General features: G+C 47.1%; 15 protein-coding genes and 1 pseudogene. All 16 read left to right on the forward strand.

All coding sequences use genetic code 11. The features are described 5' to 3' along the window. Positions 1–61: 61 nt before the first annotated feature. The 16 genes and pseudogenes from M3661_RS24020 to M3661_RS24095 all read left to right on the forward strand — a co-directional run bounded on the left by M3661_RS24020 (position 62) and on the right by M3661_RS24095 (position 18,963). Positions 62–1,258 carry an MFS transporter gene (locus M3661_RS24020; protein ID WP_251489294.1) on the forward strand — a complete coding sequence of 399 codons (1,197 nt, stop codon included), beginning with the start codon at positions 62–64 and terminating at the stop codon, positions 1,256–1,258. Between the two features lie 293 nt (positions 1,259–1,551). After that, complete coding sequence (locus M3661_RS24025; protein ID WP_251489295.1) at positions 1,552–2,541, forward strand: helix-turn-helix transcriptional regulator; 990 nt, start codon at positions 1,552–1,554, stop codon at positions 2,539–2,541. A 212-nt stretch (positions 2,542–2,753) separates the two neighbouring features. Then, the gene (locus M3661_RS24030) at positions 2,754–4,181 is read left to right on the forward strand and encodes an aminotransferase-like domain-containing protein (protein WP_065293852.1); all 1,428 of its coding nucleotides are present in this window, start codon (positions 2,754–2,756) and stop codon (positions 4,179–4,181) included. A 27-nt stretch (positions 4,182–4,208) separates the two neighbouring features. Further along, positions 4,209–4,928: pseudogene (locus M3661_RS24035) on the forward strand (SDR family NAD(P)-dependent oxidoreductase). A 134-nt stretch (positions 4,929–5,062) separates the two neighbouring features. Continuing rightward, a complete protein-coding gene (locus M3661_RS24040; protein ID WP_251489298.1) occupies positions 5,063–5,758 on the forward strand; it encodes a FadR/GntR family transcriptional regulator in 696 nt (231 codons plus the stop codon). Between the two features lie 32 nt (positions 5,759–5,790). Continuing rightward, positions 5,791–6,591, forward strand: coding sequence for an ABC transporter ATP-binding protein (locus M3661_RS24045; protein WP_251489300.1), 801 nt, complete (start codon positions 5,791–5,793; stop codon positions 6,589–6,591). Between the two features lie 315 nt (positions 6,592–6,906). After that, positions 6,907–7,452: a GNAT family N-acetyltransferase gene (locus M3661_RS24050; RefSeq protein ID WP_065293856.1), complete on the forward strand. Its 546-nt coding sequence runs from the start codon at positions 6,907–6,909 to the stop codon at positions 7,450–7,452. A 182-nt stretch (positions 7,453–7,634) separates the two neighbouring features. After that, the gene (locus M3661_RS24055) at positions 7,635–8,609 is read left to right on the forward strand and encodes a DUF4179 domain-containing protein (RefSeq protein WP_251489302.1); all 975 of its coding nucleotides are present in this window, start codon (positions 7,635–7,637) and stop codon (positions 8,607–8,609) included. 39 nt (positions 8,610–8,648) lie between these two features. Continuing rightward, positions 8,649–9,632, forward strand: a complete 984-nt coding sequence (locus M3661_RS24060) for a DUF4179 domain-containing protein (protein ID WP_251489304.1) — start codon at positions 8,649–8,651, stop codon at positions 9,630–9,632. A gap of 260 nt (positions 9,633–9,892) precedes the next feature. Then, positions 9,893–10,489, forward strand: coding sequence for an RNA polymerase sigma factor (locus tag M3661_RS24065; protein WP_021255988.1), 597 nt, complete (start codon positions 9,893–9,895; stop codon positions 10,487–10,489). Beyond that, positions 10,458–11,678, forward strand: a complete 1,221-nt coding sequence (locus M3661_RS24070; RefSeq protein WP_065293859.1) for a DUF4179 domain-containing protein — start codon at positions 10,458–10,460, stop codon at positions 11,676–11,678. Before M3661_RS24065 ends, M3661_RS24070 begins: the two co-directional genes overlap by 32 nt. A gap of 284 nt (positions 11,679–11,962) precedes the next feature. Continuing rightward, the gene (locus M3661_RS24075) at positions 11,963–13,804 is read left to right on the forward strand and encodes a fibronectin type III domain-containing protein (protein WP_251489306.1); all 1,842 of its coding nucleotides are present in this window, start codon (positions 11,963–11,965) and stop codon (positions 13,802–13,804) included. 167 nt (positions 13,805–13,971) lie between these two features. Further along, positions 13,972–14,748, forward strand: coding sequence for a DeoR/GlpR family DNA-binding transcription regulator (locus M3661_RS24080; RefSeq protein WP_065293861.1), 777 nt, complete (start codon positions 13,972–13,974; stop codon positions 14,746–14,748). After that, the gene (locus tag M3661_RS24085) at positions 14,741–15,964 is read left to right on the forward strand and encodes an MFS transporter (RefSeq protein ID WP_251489307.1); all 1,224 of its coding nucleotides are present in this window, start codon (positions 14,741–14,743) and stop codon (positions 15,962–15,964) included. The genes M3661_RS24080 and M3661_RS24085 overlap by 8 nt, the downstream gene beginning before the upstream one ends. Positions 15,965–16,226: 262 nt before the next feature. Further along, on the forward strand, positions 16,227–17,426 hold the full coding sequence (locus M3661_RS24090) for an FAD/NAD(P)-binding oxidoreductase (RefSeq protein WP_251489309.1): 1,200 nt from the start codon (positions 16,227–16,229) through the stop codon (positions 17,424–17,426). Positions 17,427–17,508: 82 nt separating this feature from the next. Further along, entirely contained in the window at positions 17,509–18,963 is a 1,455-nt protein-coding gene (locus M3661_RS24095; protein ID WP_251489311.1) for an MBL fold metallo-hydrolase, read from the forward strand. The last annotated feature ends 57 nt before the right edge of the window (positions 18,964–19,020 follow it).

Genomic DNA, 19,020 nt, shown 5'->3' on the forward strand with positions numbered 1-19,020 from the left:
TCTTATACCATCTAGAGGGAATCATCCGAAGAAGATGTATGGGAGAGGAGGGCCATTTAAGATGGCTAGAATTCGATTTAGCGTATTTTTCAGTGTATTTGTCTCGATGGTTGCGTTAATGATCATTGCGCCGGTCATGCCGCCGCTCATTCGTGAATTGGGATTAAGTGAGGTGCATTCAGGCATCATCATTTCATTAGGCTCTGTCGCCATGGCCGTTATGGCTCCTGTATGGGGACGACTCAGTGATCTCAAAGGGAGAAAGCCGGTTATCTTATTGGGCTTCATCGGAATGTTCATCAGTTATGTCATTTTCACTGCAACGATGTATGCCGGATTACATGGAGCAATAGAAGGGGGGCTGCTCCTTGGACTTCTAATCGCTGCACGAGCCATGGTTGGCCTGTTCATTCCAGCTGTACCTTCATCCGCACAGGCGTATATGGCTGACGTAACCGATGAGAAGGGGCGTTCTTCAGGCATGGCCCTTATAGGGGCAGCAAACGGGCTTGGTCTTGTGCTCGGTCCTGCAATTGCCGCTGTATTCGCATTTATTGGGCTGATATGGCCTCTGTATATTGGGGCATTATTACCGATTATCGCATTCTTTGTCGTGCTCATGTTAGTTCCTACTCATAAGCAGTTGAATCACACCAAGCCGCCCAAAGTGAGTCCGTTCCAGAAAGGGATACCTCTTAACTTACTGGCCGGGATGATTACCATGCTCAGTATCATTACGCTGCAGGTAGTCGGCGGTTTCTATTTCCAAGACCAGCTAGCGCTAACTACGCAAGAGACTGCCCGCATGGTATCCATGGGATTAATGCTGACAGGATTCGCAATGATTTTGACGCAGGGCATTCAAATGAAATCATCGAAGCTGCATCCCAAGCAGCTGCTGCTCGTCGGATCGCTGCTCCTTCTATGCAGTATCGCACTGTTCCTGTTTATAAATAGCTTGCTCAGCTACTATATCGCATTCTCCCTGTTCGGAGTAGGGGCAGGATTGTTGATGCCCGGCTTCATGACAGGCGCATCGCTTGCGGTATCCAGTGAACAACAGGGAGGGGTTGCAGGACTTATTGCGGCCGTACAAGGAATTTCTGCGGTAATTGCACCTATTCTAAGCACGATGCTGTATCGGCTGGATAAGCATGTTCCATTTGCAATCATGGGTGTACTCGTTCTTATATTGAGCATTACAATGGTTACTGTACTGAATAAGCCGACCATTAGCAATTCAGCTATCGAGAAATAAAATAAGACTCAAACCGTAGAGTAATCAGCAGCTAAAAATAACAAGAACGGCAAGAAGCCAAGTGAAATAATAAAAAGCGATTTTATATTTTCACTGATTGATAATGATAATCATTTGCTTTAATATGGAGATATATACATGGATATGCTCGATTTGGACTAACCATTGGGGGACGGCACAACAGGATCGTCACAACTAAGCCTGCTAGGTTTCATGGGAATATACCGACACAGGATTGCTTTGTTCATGTACCATACAGAAACTTATATAGACATGGAGTGGAGGAGAAGGTCTTGAAACTGCACATCGATTCCCGCGACTTAAGTGATGCATTCGGAGATTTCATAGATATCACTCCTTCACTTCGGCCAAATGACCAGAAGCGCATCTATTCCATTCCGACACCTAGCGGAACAGGGCAACTACAGCGGTTTCTCTTAAGAAAAGGGCTAGAAATCAACTTCTTCAACGCAGAATTTCATCGTCCGGTAACGATGGACGTCGATATCCATTATCCGCATCTTGAAATTTCATATACGACTTCAGGCAGCGGCAGCTGGTCAGCATCATCGCAAGAATATGCAATGATCCCGGGGATGTCCTCGCTCATCTATGTCAAGGAAGCCAACATGATTGCGCAGCTGCACCCTAATGAACGGATGCAGCATATGGAGCTCCGGATTGATCTCAGGTATTTCGCCAACGATCTTCCTGAGCTTGAACGATTGACTCGCAGCTCCGTCTTCTGTAAGCAAACGGCTGGCTCAGCCCAGATCTCATTGCTTGTAGAACAGATGAAGCAGTGCCCTTACCAAGGCGCGCTCCAAAAGCTATATTTGGAAGGAAAAGCGCTTGAGCTGCTGGCGCTTCATTTAGCTGCCTTGGAAGAAGAGGAGCCAGCGCAACAGACCACTTCCAAGCTGACTGCCGAAGACATTCAATGTCTGTATGAAGCGAAGGATATCTTGACAAGATCGTGGAAGCAGCCGCCCAGCCTGCTTGGGCTTGCGCGCTTAACAGGACTTAATGATTATAAGTTGAAGCTAGGTTTCAAGACATTATTCGGGACTACTGTATTTGGTTACGTACGGAAACTGCGCATGAATGAAGCAAGACGAGTGCTGGAACGAGGGGAAGCCAATGTAAGCCAGACGGCAATGATGGTTGGGTATCATAATGTCAGCCATTTTGCTTCTCTCTTCCGGAAAACCTATGGCTACAACCCAAGTGAATGCGGCCGATTGACCGCATCAACTTCACAGCATGAGCTGCACAACATTTGAGTAGAATGCACTAGGGATAGTGTTCGGATAATTATTGAAGGTTTCTAGGGTACATGTCTGGGATGCATGCTTCAATACTGACAGTCAACAATTGATTTGATTCCCTTTGGTTTGATCGTAAATGTGTAAAAATAGAACAGAATGCTTTAAATAGAACAGATTGAAGATGGGTGTAGTGCAATATAAGTTCAGATGGGAGAGGAGGCGTGCCGATGCGATCCAAGCAAATATACGATTACATATTGACGAATATTGAACGAGGAGAGTGGGGGGCTCATGATAAGCTCCCTTCGGTACGATCCCTTGCCGCTGAACTCGGCGTGAATCGATTGACCGTGTTCAAAGTCTACAAATTGTTGAAGCAGCACGGTGTGGCCTATGTCAAGGAGAAATCCGGCTACTACGTAAGCCCATCTAAGTCAGCAGTTGAACTGGATTATTTCAATAGTAAGAACAGCTCAACAGCCATACAGTTAACAAGCAATCTGTCCGATATTCACCGAGTGGCGGCTAACTATCAATTTTCTCAAGCTATAATCGATCCGAATTTACTGCCTAATCTGTTCCTGTCCGAATACGTAAAGAAAGTATTCGATAAGTACCCCAAGCTCATGGGAAGCTATTCCACACCGCAAGGGGATGAGGAACTGCGTGATGTGCTGTGTCAATATTTCATGCGGCAATATCGAGTCGATCTGACTATTGACGAAATTCTGATCACAACAGGTGCACAGCAAGCAATTGATCTCCTCGCCAGAATTCTAATTAGACCGCTCGATGCCATTCTCGTAGAGCGGCCAACATACAGCGCTGCGATTGACATCTTCAGAGGGCATGGCGCCCGATTGATACCGGTGGAGTTCACGCCGGAGGGGTACGATTTGGAAGCGATAGAGAAGCTGATGAAGCAGCATCGTCCACGAATGTTCTATATGAACCCAACGTTCCATAATCCGACGGGTTATACGCTTCCTCCATCCCAGCGCAAGCAGCTTGTAGAATTGGCTGAGCGGTATCGTTGCATGCTTGTGGAAGATGATGCATTTCATGATATTTATTTCGATGAGGGTCCGCCGCAGCCTTTATTCATGTATGATACCTATGGATGGGTTGTCTATCTGCGAAGCTTCAGCAAGTACGTTGCTCCTGGTTTGCGCATATGCGCGGTGTTCGCTCGCAAGTCGATGATCGATCCGCTGATTACAGCCAAATCGCTTGCAGATAACGGAACACCACTCGTCACACAAAAAATATTTCTTCATTATTATCAATCTGAACGGATGCAGCAGCACCTAGAGAAGTTGCGGATCGCGCTGCAAATTAGACGGGACGTAATGGAAGAGGAACTATCGGCAGCCCCCATTGATTGGAGATGGACAACGCCGCAAGGCGGATTGAACATATGGCTTCGTCTGCCAAGCGACATTTCCTGTGGCGCACTCTTACACAACTGCTTCCAGCAATCCATTTCCTTTGTCCCCGGTCATATATGTGATCCGCAGAACGACATGCAATCGTGGATTCGTCTAAGCTACTCACTTATGAACGAGATCCAAATACGAGAGGGAATTCAGCAGTTAGCGCAAATCGCCCAGCGAGTAGGAATAACCGATTCACTACCGATGGTTAATCCGAAATAATCCGAATCCTGAAAGGGGAATAGAATAATGAAAAAATACATTATTTTCGGTGCAAGTAAGGGACTAGGTGATACGTTCGTAAAAGGTCTGCCCAAGCAAGGAGATCAAGTGTGGGTTGTCTCCCGTAATCGTCCAACCAGCATAGATCTGGAAGATGGGGTCAAGCGAATCTGGATTTAGGCTGATCTGTCGCAGCATGAGGCTTCCTCTCGTATAGCGAATGCAGTTGCAGAGGATGTGATTGATGTAATCATATACAACGTGGGCATTTGGGAACAGAACGGTTTTGAAGACGATTACAATTTCGACAATGATGATCCTGCGGAAATTGCTAGAATCATTCAGGTCAACATTACATCAACAATAACGTGTATCCAGTCGCTGCTTCCGAATATTCGCAAGTCAGAAGCAGGCAAGATCATCTTCATTGGTTCGACGGCTGGGCTAGATCATACGAACAATTCACAAGTTTCCTTCGTTGCGTCGAAGTTTGGACTGCGAGGAATAACGAATGCGCTGCGCGAGCATGTACGACAAGATCAGATTGCCGTTACCTGCATTAATCCAGGCGAGCTCGCCGCTGAAATTCCTTATGAAGAGGGAGCAGAAAAGGCACTCTCTGTCTATGACAGTACCCGCATCCCAGTGCAAGATATCTTATCACTCGTCACATGCGTAATCGGACTATCCAAAGCAGCCTGTGTCAAAGAAATCAATATTCCTGCGATGCAGGATACGAATGCATAAATTCGAATTTACTATCTAAAACCGTGCGATGCACGGTTTTTTGCTTTTCATACGCAGGATTCGAGTTACACCTAACTATTGGATTGACATTTGTAAAAAAAGGAATATACTCCTTTATAACAGGAGATGATCTGATGAATTTGAATACACCTAAATTCACTGCCGTCCCTCGCCGCAAGCTGGTGGATCAAGTGCTAGAACAGCTCCATGATGCGCTTAACCACCACTATCGTCCTGGCGATCGTATGCCGACTGAGCCGGAGTTGATGGAGATGTTCGGTGTAGGACGTTCGACGATCCGCGAAGCCGTCAAGATTCTGGTGCATGCTGGTGTGCTGGAAGTGCGACAAGGGGACGGGACGTATGTTCGTTCACGCCCCTCTGATTCAGACTCGTTGGAGCAGCGGCTGCTTAGAGCGGAGACCGTGCACATTACCGAAGTGAGAAGCATGATGGATGCTCAGGCAGCACGCTTGGCATCAGAGCGGCGTACGGACAAGGATCTTGAGCGAATGAAGCAGCTTCTTGAAGAACGAAAGCTCGCACTGGAGGCTGGCAATTACGCTGCCTATGTAGATCATGATGTGGAGTTCCATTGTTCGATTGCAGAAGCGAGCCATAATCCTGTGCTGATTGATCTGTACCGTGCCTTCTGCAGCGCGCTTCACGGTGAACTAAGCCACCTCATCGTCTACACGCAGCATTATGAAGACCGATCGGAGCTGCACGATCAACTGCTGCAGGCGATTGCGAATAGAGACGCCGATACCGCCGTTCGCTTGTCGCTTGCCAATCTGGAGCCGCAAGGCGGCCGCAGAAACAGCAAATAACTGCCGGACACACAAGGGAGAGGAGAGATGTTATGGTTATTGATGTTCGCGATGTAACTTGGAATAGGGATAACAAGATGATTCTGGAACAGGTCTCTTGGGAGGTGAAGCAGGGAGAGCATTGGTGCTTGCTCGGGCTTAATGGCTCGGGGAAGACAACCTTGCTGAATATGATTAACGGCTATATCTGGCCGACCTCAGGCAGCGTATCCGTCCTCGGAAAGAAATTCGGCACATTCGATCTTCGCGAATTGCGGAAGCAGATCGGTTGGGTAAGCACCTCGCTGCAGCAGAGACTCCATGGACATGAAACGGTTCAGAAGATCATTCTTAGCGGAAAGTTCGCTTCAATCGGACTATACGATAACATCGAAGAGTCTGATGAGGACAAGGCATTAACCTTAATTAAGCTGCTCGGCTGCGAGCGACTGCTAGGGCGCACTTATGATACATTATCCCAGGGCGAGCGGCAGCGTGTGCTCATCGGGCGTGCGTTAATGGCTTCCCCGAAGCTTCTGATCCTCGATGAACCGTGCACGGGACTTGATATCTTCGCGCGTGATCAACTGCTCCACATGATTCAAGCGATTGCACGCGAGCCTGAAGCGCCAACACTCATCTATGTCACACATCATGTTGAAGAGATCATGCCTTGCTTCAACAAAACGCTGCTTATTAAACAGGGATCTGTATTTTCATCAGGCAATACGGCCGATCAGCTGACCTCGGCTCATCTGAGCGAATTTTTCGATTCGACTATCGAGGTGCGGCAAGAATTGGGACAACGTTATTCCCTTCAATTGCTGTCAAATGAACAACATTATCATAAGTAATGACAGAAGCGGGCGAGAGTGCCCGCTTTAGCGAATCAACTTCCACCTCCTTAGCTTTGTGCGATCCGGGAGACGACATCCTTATTTTCATACAAGCAGAGAAACTTGCTGTTCAGCATATCTAATTAGAATGAAATTAGTAGAGCTGTCTAACGCTGCTTATTTGCAGCACAGACCATGCAAATTGCCATGAGGATACTCATATCCCCATGGTTTTTTTGTGGAGACTAGTATATTCCGGTTCAATATGGTAGAATTCGAACAATTTCTTGTTATTAAAATCATGAATCATAAAGGAACATGGGGGACATCAGTATGCCACAACTTGAAACGAATAGATTATCATTAAGACCTCTGGACTTGAGCGATGCTGCGAGAATTGAACAATTAGCTGGAGATTATGACGTCGCCAAGACGACGTTGAATATTCCGTATCCATATCCGAGCGGTGCAGCCGAGCCATTTATCAACAGCATGCTGGAAGCTGAGAAGAATGGTAGGGTGGTTATTTTCGCAGTCTGCGAGAAATCATCTGAAGACTTAATCGGCATTATGAATATCAGCATCTCAGCAATGCATAACCGAGGAGAATTAGCATACTGGATTGGGAAGCCTTATTGGGGCAAAGGGTATGGCACCGAAGCAGCTCAAGCGATTCTATCTTATGGGTTCGAAGAACTAGGGCTTCATAAAATATTCGCTGAAGCATACACCTCTAATCCTGGATCGTGGAGAATCATGGAGAAGATCGGCCTCGCCTATGAGGGAACACTGAAACAACATGTGTATCGATTCGGGCAGCATTACGATCTGGCATTCTATGGAATGTTAAGAGATGAATATAGACAAAGAACGAGCTGATGTGCTCGTTTTTTTGTTGCCGGATTTCTCAGTTCTTTTTAAAAAATCATGCCTTCTGTCACAAAAGAGCCAACCGAAATTGTTATATAGAGTAGAACAGAGACATGTTGCGTTCTTATATCCATGATTCTTCTACCTTGGGGAATCGATCAATACGTAAGAGATTGGAATGGTGAATTCGTATGAATCATGTAGAGGGCAGTCCTAATTCGAAAAACAAGTTCGGCTTGATCAAAAAAACCATCATTGTCACTTCCACTGCAGCACTGCTTGGCATCGGAGCATTCAGTTCCAGCATGCCAGCTACAGCAGCACTGAGGATAGATGGCTTCAATGAGAAGTCGGCTATCAAGCAGGGGTACCTATACAAGCCTAATCTGAGTGTCAAGCATGATGGAATTACCCTAACTTTGACCGATGTTCGCTACGATGGAACGATATTATCCTTCGCATTGCGTCCGGAAGGAGCGAATCTTGATTTTCCCTTTACCATCAACCCGGAGAAAGAGAAACTCAAAGGTTACATCAAGTCAGAGTGTGAGGTGCTTGCCGATGGCAAACCCATCACCATAAGCAGCTCTGAGACCTTTGGAGAAAATAAGAGCTATCAATACTATGCAAAAGGGGTGAAGCTCCCTGACGAATTCGAGCTCTCGATTAAGGCCGGAGTGACGAAAGTGAAGGAAACTTATGATTTCAAAATACCGGTGAAGTTGAAAAGCAAACCGCTCGTTGTGAAGCCAAATAATGCATCCAAAACTTCCGGAAAATTCAGCTATACCGTTAAGCAGATTATTCTATCGCCGTTCTCTACACGGCTCATCCTGGACAGCGAAGGTTTGCCCCCTGCTTCAGCCGAGCAATCCGGGAAGTACCATGCAAGTCCGGTTTATTATGAGTTATTCGACAACAACGGCAACGAGATATTGCCTGAAATGATCGGATTCTTCCATAAAATGCCGGAACCCAAGTACCATGTTGATAAATTCTACTATCCAACAGATAACAAGGCGACATCCATCACGATCAAGCCATATACGTATACGATTAACAGCAAAAACTGGGCTGTCCTCGAAGAGAAGGGGAGCAATAGAAAAAAGACTTATAAGAAAACGTATTTGAAAGACTTGGAGCTTACGATTCCAATCAAGCGATAACACAAAAATGATTTCCAACAGAAGGGATGATAGATACAAATGAAGTCAATCAAAAAAACGGCAATCGCAATATCTGTGGCAGCACTGCTTGGGACGGGGGCACTCGGTTCGAATTTGCCCGCAGCAGCAGCGCCGAAACTAGACGGCATCAATGAAAAGACGGCTATCGAGCAGGGTTACCTGTACAAGCCTAATTTGAGTGTGAAGCATGACGGAATTACCTTGAAGCTGGAAGAAGTGAAGTACGACGGTTCTACATTATCCATCTTAGTCAAGCGAGAAGGAGCAAATCTGGACGGTACGGTATCCCCATATTTCAGCATGGAGGATCTAAAAGAAAATCCGAACAATGAATTTATCAAAAAAAATGCCGTCCCTGAGCAGGATCAGCTAAAGGGTTACATTAAGCTAAGCCCGAAGGTATTAGTTGATGGAGAGCCGATAAAATTGAACAGTGCCAGTTTCTCTGGTCCTCAGAATAATTTTTATTATGTCGCAAAAGGAGTCAAAGCGCCCGAGAAATTCGAGCTTACCATTAGGGCTGAAGTTACAAAAGTTAGTGAACCATTTGAGCTCAAGGTTCCGATCGAGTTGAAAAGCAAACCGCTCGTTATCAAGCCAGAAGCATCCAAAACGTCTGGGAAATTCAGCTATACCGTCAAGCAACTCGAACTGACGCCATTCTCGACCAGACTCATTCTAGACAGTCAAGGTCCAGTGCCTGCTTCTGCCGAGCAATCTGGGAAATACCATGCAAGCAAGGTCTACTATGAGCTTATGGATAACAAAGGGAAGGAAATAAATCAAGAAACGATCGGATTCTTTAATAAAAAACCGGAAACCAAATACCATGTTGATCAATTCTACTATCCGATTGACGACAAGACGACATCTATCACGATCAAGCCGTATACATACACGGTAAACAGCAAGGATTGGAGCATCCTCGGAGCGAAAAAGGGCAGTGAAGGAAAGAGAACCTATCTGAAGGATTTGCAAGTTACGATACCGATCAATCGATAATAGATACAACACAAGGGTTGCTCCAGAACCATGTAGGCATGGCTGGAACTGCCCTTTTTCCATATGGTAACAAGTCGTCGTCTGAGGCGATTATTACGCACATCTTCGAATTTGTATCTACTATGCACAGTAGTATTATGCTAACATAAAACGGTCGCTTATTTTACAGAGCATAGAATAAAAAATTTCATTGAACGTGTCACAAAATGAACGGTTCAGATTGTTATATATAATAAGACAACAAGAAAGGAGTTGAGCACTTGCAATCTACCAGCCCCGGGGAGTCAGTAGTGCAGCCTATTAATGTTGAAGAAATCGTTACGCGAGTACAAGCTGGTGATAAACAAGCTTACCGAACGATCCTACACAATTTCGAACGCCAAATGTATACATACTGCTACTATATTTTAAAAAATCATGCGGAAACGGAAGATGCTGTTCAGGAAATATTTATCCGTGCCTACGAGAATTTACATCAATATAATAGGCAGGTTTCTTTCTCTGCATGGTTATATAAAGTCGCCTATCATCATCTGATAAATTTGAAGAAGAAGAAGAGCCGTTGGCTTAATTTGATTAAGCAGGTGGAGAAGGAGACAGAACAACAAGAGATTGCCTTTTCCCAGCATGAAACGGTAGTAAGCGATCTCCTAACCTATCTTACTGCAGAAGAGAGGCATATTTTGCTCTTGAAGGCTGTGGAGCAGTATACATTTGAAGAGATTAGTGAAATTATGGGCCTGAAATCAGCAACGCTGCGCAAGAAGTATGAAAGATTACGTGCAAAATTAATGGATCGAATTAGTGAAAAAGGAGAGAAGGCCCATGGGACATATGCAGCGCACGGAATACGCTGAGATGGACGGGATCGAACAAATGATTCGTCAATCCTCACCGCCTCCCATTCGAACCGATAAAATCATGGATCGAATCGAACAAATGGAGTGGACAAGCTCATTACCATTCCATCGTAAGCCGAGTATACTAAAAAGAACCTTATTCGCTGCTTCTGCCGCAGTCATTCTCGGAGTAGGAATGGTCGGAGTTGGATATGTATCCCCAACGATGGCGGAAGCTTTGAAGAAAGTGCCGGTTATCGGACTGCTATTCTATGAGGCGAGCGAAGACGCCGTTCAGAAGGCGATTGAGCGCGGGATTATATCCACGCCAAACGTTAGCGATACGCATGATGGAATTACGTTAAAGGTAACTGAAGTATTATTTGACGGTACTCGCTTGTCATTCCGCATAGAACGTGAGGGCAAAGATTTGCCTCAGTATCTGGCTTCTCCATATGTAGAGGGCTTTTCGAATGAGGAAAGAGTTGCGCTCTATAATAAATTCTACGAGACAAACAAAAGTATGGCGGAATCCTTCGGCACTCCTGATGAGAAACAGGAGAGAGGGTATATTCGAAGCCCGGAAGTTCTAATCAACGGTGAGCCTATCAAATCCTCTGGCCAACTCAGCAGCTATATGATGGATGATAAGCCGATGTATATGCTGGAATTTAGACATGTCGCAACCTTACCGGATGAATTTGAACTGACTGTGCGGACAAAAGTGACACAGGTTAAGGAAACGTATGAATTAAAAATTCCTGTGAAGGTTGAGAACAGAGCCATGATTTTGAAACCGAATGCAACCAAGTCCGACGGCAAGTTCTCGTATACAGTGAAGCAGCTTGATATCTCACCTGTATCCACTCGTATCGTACTGGACAGCAAGGGTCCAGTTCCGGCCTCTGCGGAACAAACGGGGGATTATCATGCAAGTAGAATGTACTATGAGATTGTGGATGATCAGGGACGTGTACTAAGACCATCCAAACTTATCTATACACCTGTTCTGCCAACAACCGAGTATCACCTCAACGATTGGTATGCGCCAGCAGGGATGAAATCGAAATCCATCACAATCAAGCCTTACAACTTTACAATTAGTAACAAGGACTTTAAAATAAAACGAACCAATAAGGAAGATTTTGGAGATCGAACATACTGGAAAAACCTAGAGATGACGATCCAAATTCCGCAATCCAAATAATAAATAGTCAGGGCCGACTCTGAGAACCATGAAATCATGGGGAAGAAGTTGGCCCTGTCTCATTTTTATATAGAGAGGTATTTCTCCCTCTTTTATTGCAATTTATCCCTTATGATCCATACTTCTTTTCTAGATAATGATGGTGTAAGGCTGAACCGCACTGAACATCAGTGCAGATGATCATGCAGGTGTGTCTTATATGTCATGAAATAGGAGGGATAACCAAATCTGTTGAGAACATTTTGCAAACGCTATCATCATGGATTAAAGGAGGACGATTACGTATGTTACGCACAGGGAATACATCCCGCCGCAAATGGATGATTGTCTTACATGCAGCTCTAGCATTGATGCTCCTGCAAGGTCTGGTACTCTGGGCGCCGCAAGCTCAAGCTGCCGTATCCAGCAAGACGATTGTAGGGTACTGGCACAACTTCGATAATGGTTCCGGGTTCATCAAGCTCCGTGACGTATCTCCTAAGTTCGATGTCATTAACGTCTCCTTCGCAGAACCAACCTCTGGCGTCACGAATGGTACAATCGGCTTCACGCCTTACAATTATACGGATGCCGACTTCAAGGCTGATGTCGCTTACTTACAGAGCCAAGGCAAGAAAGTCATTATCTCCATCGGGGGCCAGAATGGGCAAGTGCAACTACCGAACGCCGGAGCCCGAGATAATTTCGTCAATTCAGTCATTGCGCTCATTGAGAAATACGGCTTTAACGGACTTGATGTGGACTTCGAAGGACATTCCCTCTATTTGAACGCTGGCGACAGTGATTTCAAAAATCCCACCACTCCAGTTATCGTCAACCTCATTGCAGCACTCCGTACGATTAATAACCACTTTGGAACCGATAACTTCTACCTGACCATGGCTCCTGAAACCTTCTTCGTTCAATTAGGCTATACCTTCTATGGCGGCAGCTGTATTAGCTGCGACAACCGTGCAGGCGCATATTTGCCTGTCATCCATGCAACCCGCGATATTCTAGACTGGCTTCAGGTACAGAATTATAACTCAGGCCCGATTATAGGACTGGATGATCAGTATCACACGATGGGGAATGCTGACTTCCATGTGGCAATGGCCGACATGCTCTTGACCGGATTCCCTGTTGCCAAAAATCCAAACAACTTCTTCCCGGCACTGCGTCAGGATCAAGTTATGCTCGGATTGCCTGCAAATGCGAATGCGGGGGGCGGGTTCACTACGGTTGCAGAAGTGCATAAAGCACTTGATGCGCTCATTAAAGGCGTACAGTTGTCCAGCTACAAGACACGAGGCAGTTCGACTGGATATCCGAACTTCCGTGGGTTGATGACATGGTCAGTGAACTGGGATAAATTCAATAACTTTGAATTCTCAAACAGTCATCGTGCTTATCTGGATGCATTAACTCCGCCTATTCCCGATACGGAACCTCCTTCCGTACCAACAAACGTAATCGTTACAGCTAAGACATCCACCAGTGTCAGTCTCAGCTGGACGGCCTCCACAGATAATGTTGGGGTGACCGGATATACCGTCTCCTATGGGACTCAATCTGTGAGCGTTTCGAATCCGAATGCTGTCATCTCGGGATTGACGCCAGATACAAATTATACCTTCACGATTACTGCGAAGGATGCGAAGAGGAACCAATCCGCTGCAAGCGCACCGCTAACGGTGAAGACAGCTCCAGCGGGATCAGGTGGAGATACAACACCCCCAACCGCCCCAGGTAATTTACAGGTAACAGGAAAATCTGCAACTTCAGTAATACTCAGCTGGTCGGCATCGACGGACAATGTTGGTGTGACTGGCTATACCGTGTCTTATGGAACGAATGCTGTCAATGTGACGGACACAACCGCAACTATTACAGGATTAACGCCAAATACAAACTACGTATTTACCGTAACTGCTAAGGATGCAGCCGGGAACATTTCCACTGGAACCAGTGTTCAAGTAACGACAGATGCACAAGGCGGGGTTCAGCCATGGGCTCCAAATGTCAGCTATAAGGCAACCGACGAAGTCACTTATGGCGGAAAGACTTATGTATGCCGGCAAGCTCATACATCATTGCTCGGTTGGGAACCGTCTAACGTTCCAGCCCTGTGGCAGCTCAAATCCTAATAGAACGGAAGTAGGGGAGTTCTGAATCGATCAGAACTCCTTTTTTCATGTAGGTAAACTGTGTCGCTTCTCCTATTGACACTTCCCATTTATGGCTTATAATCATGATTAATACTTATATTTACTTAATAACACTTAACTTTACTTAACAGAACAGGGGAGAATCCATGTTTCAAGAGGAACGCTTGGCAGCTATATTAGAGCACCTGAAGAGAAACAAGCGCATTGAAGTGGAAGAAGTATGCGAACTGCTGTCTATATCACGAGATACAGCACGTAGGGACATTATCAAGCTTGAGGAACAAGGCTCTATCATTCGAACACGGGGCGGAGCCGTCCTGCCTACCATATCGAAGGAAATGCCCAATTACGGCCAACGGTTGCAGAAGGAGACGACGTCCAAGCAGAAGATCGGTCAGGTTGCCGCTACTCTCCTTCACGACGAAGATTATTTATACATGGACTCATCCACGACGGTACGATTCGTGGGAGAACATATGAAGACCAAGGGTAATGTCATCGTTACGAATTCCATCGACATGGCCGGTATGTTGGCGGAGAGAAATGAAGCTCGCATTCAGCTTCTTGGCGGCCTATTGGACAATAATCAACGGATGATTTATGGATCGCGGGCGATTGAGATGCTGGGCGACTATCACTTCGACAAGGCCTTCATCGGCACTTGTGGATTGTCTATGAATGGACTGACGACCGACTTTGAAGAAGAGACATATTTCATCCGTCAGGTGATTCGCAGTGCAGACCAAGTCATTGTCCTTGCTGACCACTCCAAATTCGGAAAGACGATGTTCCATCGTGTCGTGGGCTTAGAAGATATAGATTTTATCGTCACAGATCGTGAGCCAGATGCGGAGTGGCAGCGTTATGTAAATGAAATAGGCGTCGAGATTATCATTGCTGACAGAGAGGTGCACCATGATTAACAGACTGATTTGGATGGGTTGTCTATCATACATTGTAACTGGGGTAACACTTGTTATTATGGGCGCAGTTCTCCCTGAGCTGCTTCTGAACTATGGCTTGAATTATACAGACGGGGGAATACTCGTCTTCGTTCAATTCGTCGGAATGCTGCTCGGCGTTCTCAGTATGCCTGCTATTTCTCGAAGGTTCAGTCGGAAACGAGGAGTTATGATCGGATTGCTGATGATTAGCGCCGAGCTTCTGCTGTTTTTCCTCCCGCCATGGCCAGTCGTTATTTTGATAGCCGGATTTGCGGGGGCAGGAGCGGGGCTTGTGGAGTCAGGGATCGGTACCATTATTCTTGTCGCTGTCAAAGAGAAGCAAGCCATCGCGATGAGCAAGCTGGAGGTTACTTTTGGCCTCGGCGCCTTGATGATACCATTCGTGGCAAGCTTCTTAATCGCACGTGGGATATGGACATACTCTTTCCTGCTGCTCGGCATAAGCGCACTTCTCACGGCAATCGCCTGGCAGCGGATGTCATTCGGTCATGTCGATGCCATGTTGACGCGCACAGTAGGTAAGGGCTCCGAATCCAAGCGTGAATCTTACTCAGGGAAGTCCATTCCTTTCCTTGTCCTATGCGCCTTCTTCTTCATGCTCTATGGAGGAAGCGAAGTGTCTGTTGTGCACTTCTTCCCATCCCTGTTTATCGAGAGATGGGGCGTCGCAACCTCTGATGCAACATTGACGGTTACGGTATATTGGACGGCGATGGTTATCGGTCGTGCGCTATGCGGTGTACTTGCCGAGAAGATAACGTACTATCGATTTTTATGGATCACGACAGTGCTCAGTGTCCTTGTATTGCTCATTCTGCCTTTCATCTCACAGGCATGGGGAGGGTACGTCATTAGTTTTCTCCTCGGGCTTGGAATGGCAGGCATGTTCGCGATCATGCTGATTTATGCGAATAGTGCCCTTCCCGGCATGACTGAGCGGACAACGAGTATTTTGCTGGCGGCAAATGGACTAGGTGGTTCGCTTCTGCCGATTGCAGTCGGTAGAATGATGGACATATGGCCGGTTCAAGCCGTCATGTGGCTTTTCTTCGGGGTGATGGTGACGATGCTGCTGCTTGTATTTGGTTCCAAGCGCCTGAACTTGATCTTGTCGACGACCAAACAAACGGGCCAAATCCATGCTCCTGAAGCGATCAGCAAAAACCATTCATAGCGTTAGTACTAGAGTACATGCAAAGCTAAGATAATAAAATTAATCGAATGAAAAGCAATTCCTGCCTCGCAAGATGGAAGCGGAATTGCTTTTTTGTTGTGCAATCATAGAATGAGGATTCCAGCCATATATTTTGACCATCGGTACATTAAGTGGATTCACTATCCCACAATAACTCCTTTGGAAATGAGGGCAAGCAAGAATGCGCGAGAATACCCATGTGCACCAGCTAGCAGCACTTGTAAGCAGGGGAGGACATTGAATGTCAAAAAAGCTTCACTATACCGTTGCCATTGTCGGGGCAGGCAGCGCCGGATTGTCGGTTGCGGCCCGCTTGCTGCGCGAATCGAAAGTGTTTCACGGCTCAGTCGTGCTGCTTGATCCGCAAACCAAGCATTATTACCAGCCCTTGTGGACGCTTGTCGGCGGAGGCGTCGTCAGCAAGGAGACGACCGAACGCAGCCAGCAATCGCTGATCCCAAAGGGAGCCGACTGGATTCAGGAGGCGGTCGAGGAATTCTATCCTGAGGTCAACCGATTCGTTACCAAGGCAGGTACCGTCATCCAGTACGAGATCCTCGTCGTAGCAGCGGGAATTCAGGTGGACTGGGAGCGGATCAAGGGACTGAAGGAGTGCATCGGACGGGATGGAGTGTGCAGCAATTATGATTATCGATACGTCGATAGCACGTGGAAGTCCATTCGCCAGTTCCGTGGCGGCAATGCGATCTTCACGCAGCCGAACTCGCCAATCAAATGCGGGGGAGCGCCTCAGAAAATTATGTATTTGGCCGACGATGCATTCCGGCAGGCTGGGATTAGAAGTAAGTCGAACATCATCTTCGCATCGGGCAATGCGTCTATCTTTGCCGTTCCGAAATATGCTGCGGCACTTAATCGGGTGATCGAACGAAAAGACATTGCGACCAAATACCAGCTTGATCTGATCTCGATTGATTCGGTGAGGAAGGAAGCTGTGTTCGAGCACGTGGTTACGAAGGATCGGGAGACGCTCCAATACGACATGATTCATGTCGTGCCGCCCATGTCGTCTCCCGACTTCATTCGAAATAGCCCGCTTGCAGGAGCCGCAGGATGGGCCGAAGTCGACAAACATACGCTGCAGCATGTCCGGTTCAAGAACGTGTTCGCGCTCGGAGATTGCAGCAATCTCCCGACTTCCAAGACGGGAGCAGCCATCCGCAAGCAGGCTCCCGTCGCAGTACAAAATATCATCAGCTTGCTGGCTGGACAACCGCTTGCCGCACGTTATGACGGCTATACATCATGTCCGCTCGTTACCGGCTATAATCGGCTTATTCTGGCGGAGTTCGATTATGATCTGACTCCGCAGGAAACATTCCCGTTTGATCAGTCGAAGGAACGGTACAGCATGTACATGCTGAAAAAAAATCTGCTGCCTAAAATGTACTGGCACGGCATGCTGAAGGGCCGAATGTAAGAGAAGTCTACGAAAAATTCATATTGTTAAGTTAATCAAGTACCCGTGGTTGTTTTATTTAGAAAGGGGAGAGTATTGCCTAATGCTGCTGCGTTATTTTTATGATGACAAGTTAGCTCACGCTTCCTACCTGGTCGGCTGCCAAGCTACGGGGGAAGCGATCGTGATCGATCCGGCTCGCGATGTAACGCCATATATCACAACGGCTAAATCCGAAGGCTTGAACATCATCGCTGCTGCCGAAACTCATATCCACGCTGATTTCGTGTCCGGAATGCGCGAATTCGGAGCGGAGCATGAAGCAATGCTTTATTTATCGGGCGAAGGCGGTCCGGATTGGATCTATACGTATGTGAGCGATGCGAGCGGGAATAAGGTCAATCATCGCCTTGTGCAGGATAGAGACCGATTCCACATCGGCAATCTCGAATTCGAAGTGCTTCATACCCCTGGCCATACGCCTGAGAGCATTTCGTTCCTGTTAACGGATCGGGGCGGTGGAGCCGATTCTCCGATTGGCATTTTTACCGGCGACTTCGTGTTCGTCGGCGATGTGGGACGCCCTGATCTGCTGGAGAAGGCAGTAGGGCTGGCAGGCACGGCAGAGGAGGGAGCAAGGCAAATGTTCCACTCCTTACAGCGCTTCAAGGAGCTTCCCGAATACGTGCAGATGTGGCCTGCCCATGGTGCGGGAAGCGCATGCGGCAAGGCGCTGGGCGCAGTTCCTTCATCGACGGTAGGCTACGAGAAGCGCTTCAATTGGGCTCTGTCCTTCACGAACGAAAATGAGTTCGTCAACTCATTACTAGCTGGGCAACCCGAACCGCCAACTTATTTTCCGAGAATGAAGCACGTGAATCGGGTAGGGCCTACATTACTTGGCCAGCTTTTTGTTCCAGAGCAGATCGAGGGGAGTGTAGAAGAAGTTGCGAGTTTCGTGCAAGCAGGAGCAATCGTCGTGGATACTCGCCCATGTGCTGCATTTGGTGCCGCGCATGTAAAGGGAACGATTAATGTGCCATACAACCGTTCCTTTACTTCATGGGCCGGTTGGCTCCTAAATGACGAACATCCGCTGTATGTGATGGGGGAGGAGGAGCAATTGCCTCATATTGCCCGAGATTTGCGATCCATTGGCATCGATCGAATTGAAGGTCTGATCGAAGCAACGAAGATGTGGGTGGATAGCGCCCTCCGTTCATCTTCCAAAGAATTGCTGGAATCTTATCCTGACGTTACTCCTGCGAGCATCGCAGACCAGGTAGTTGGCGGCGAGATCGCAGTTGTGGATGTGCGCTCAAGTGCAGAATGGGAGGAAGGCCACATTCAACATGCCAAACATATACTGCTTGGCAAGCTGCCGGAACGTGTTCGGGAGGTTCCGACTGAAATGCCCGTGCTCGTTCAATGCCGAACGGGAATGCGTTCCGCCATTGCGGTCAGCATTCTTCAGGCGCATGGCGTTACGAATGTCTTCAACCTGCAGGGCGGCATCGTCAGGTGGCAAGAAGAGGGATTGCCTATTGTGACGCGATAGATGGCAAGATCTTGGCCCATACATTTCAAGGAATACCATAAAATAATGAGTAAAAAG

Source organism: Paenibacillus sp. MER 180 (assembly GCF_023713665.1).
Classification (GTDB): Bacteria; Bacillota; Bacilli; order Paenibacillales; family Paenibacillaceae; genus Paenibacillus_B; species Paenibacillus_B suaedae.

Coding starts and splice junctions, on each gene's coding strand:
- M3661_RS24045 (WP_251489300.1), top strand. CDS start 5,791: ATGGTTATTGATGTTCGCGATGTAACTTGGAATAGGGATAACAAGATG.
- M3661_RS24090 (WP_251489309.1), top strand. CDS start 16,227: ATGTCAAAAAAGCTTCACTATACCGTTGCCATTGTCGGGGCAGGCAGC.
- M3661_RS24060 (WP_251489304.1), top strand. CDS start 8,649: ATGAAGTCAATCAAAAAAACGGCAATCGCAATATCTGTGGCAGCACTG.
- M3661_RS24095 (WP_251489311.1), top strand. CDS start 17,509: ATGCTGCTGCGTTATTTTTATGATGACAAGTTAGCTCACGCTTCCTAC.
- M3661_RS24040 (WP_251489298.1), top strand. CDS start 5,063: ATGAATTTGAATACACCTAAATTCACTGCCGTCCCTCGCCGCAAGCTG.
- M3661_RS24050 (WP_065293856.1), top strand. CDS start 6,907: ATGCCACAACTTGAAACGAATAGATTATCATTAAGACCTCTGGACTTG.
- M3661_RS24030 (WP_065293852.1), top strand. CDS start 2,754: ATGCGATCCAAGCAAATATACGATTACATATTGACGAATATTGAACGA.
- M3661_RS24085 (WP_251489307.1), top strand. CDS start 14,741: ATGATTAACAGACTGATTTGGATGGGTTGTCTATCATACATTGTAACT.
- M3661_RS24080 (WP_065293861.1), top strand. CDS start 13,972: ATGTTTCAAGAGGAACGCTTGGCAGCTATATTAGAGCACCTGAAGAGA.
- M3661_RS24070 (WP_065293859.1), top strand. CDS start 10,458: ATGGGACATATGCAGCGCACGGAATACGCTGAGATGGACGGGATCGAA.
- M3661_RS24020 (WP_251489294.1), top strand. CDS start 62: ATGGCTAGAATTCGATTTAGCGTATTTTTCAGTGTATTTGTCTCGATG.
- M3661_RS24075 (WP_251489306.1), top strand. CDS start 11,963: ATGTTACGCACAGGGAATACATCCCGCCGCAAATGGATGATTGTCTTA.
- M3661_RS24055 (WP_251489302.1), top strand. CDS start 7,635: ATGAATCATGTAGAGGGCAGTCCTAATTCGAAAAACAAGTTCGGCTTG.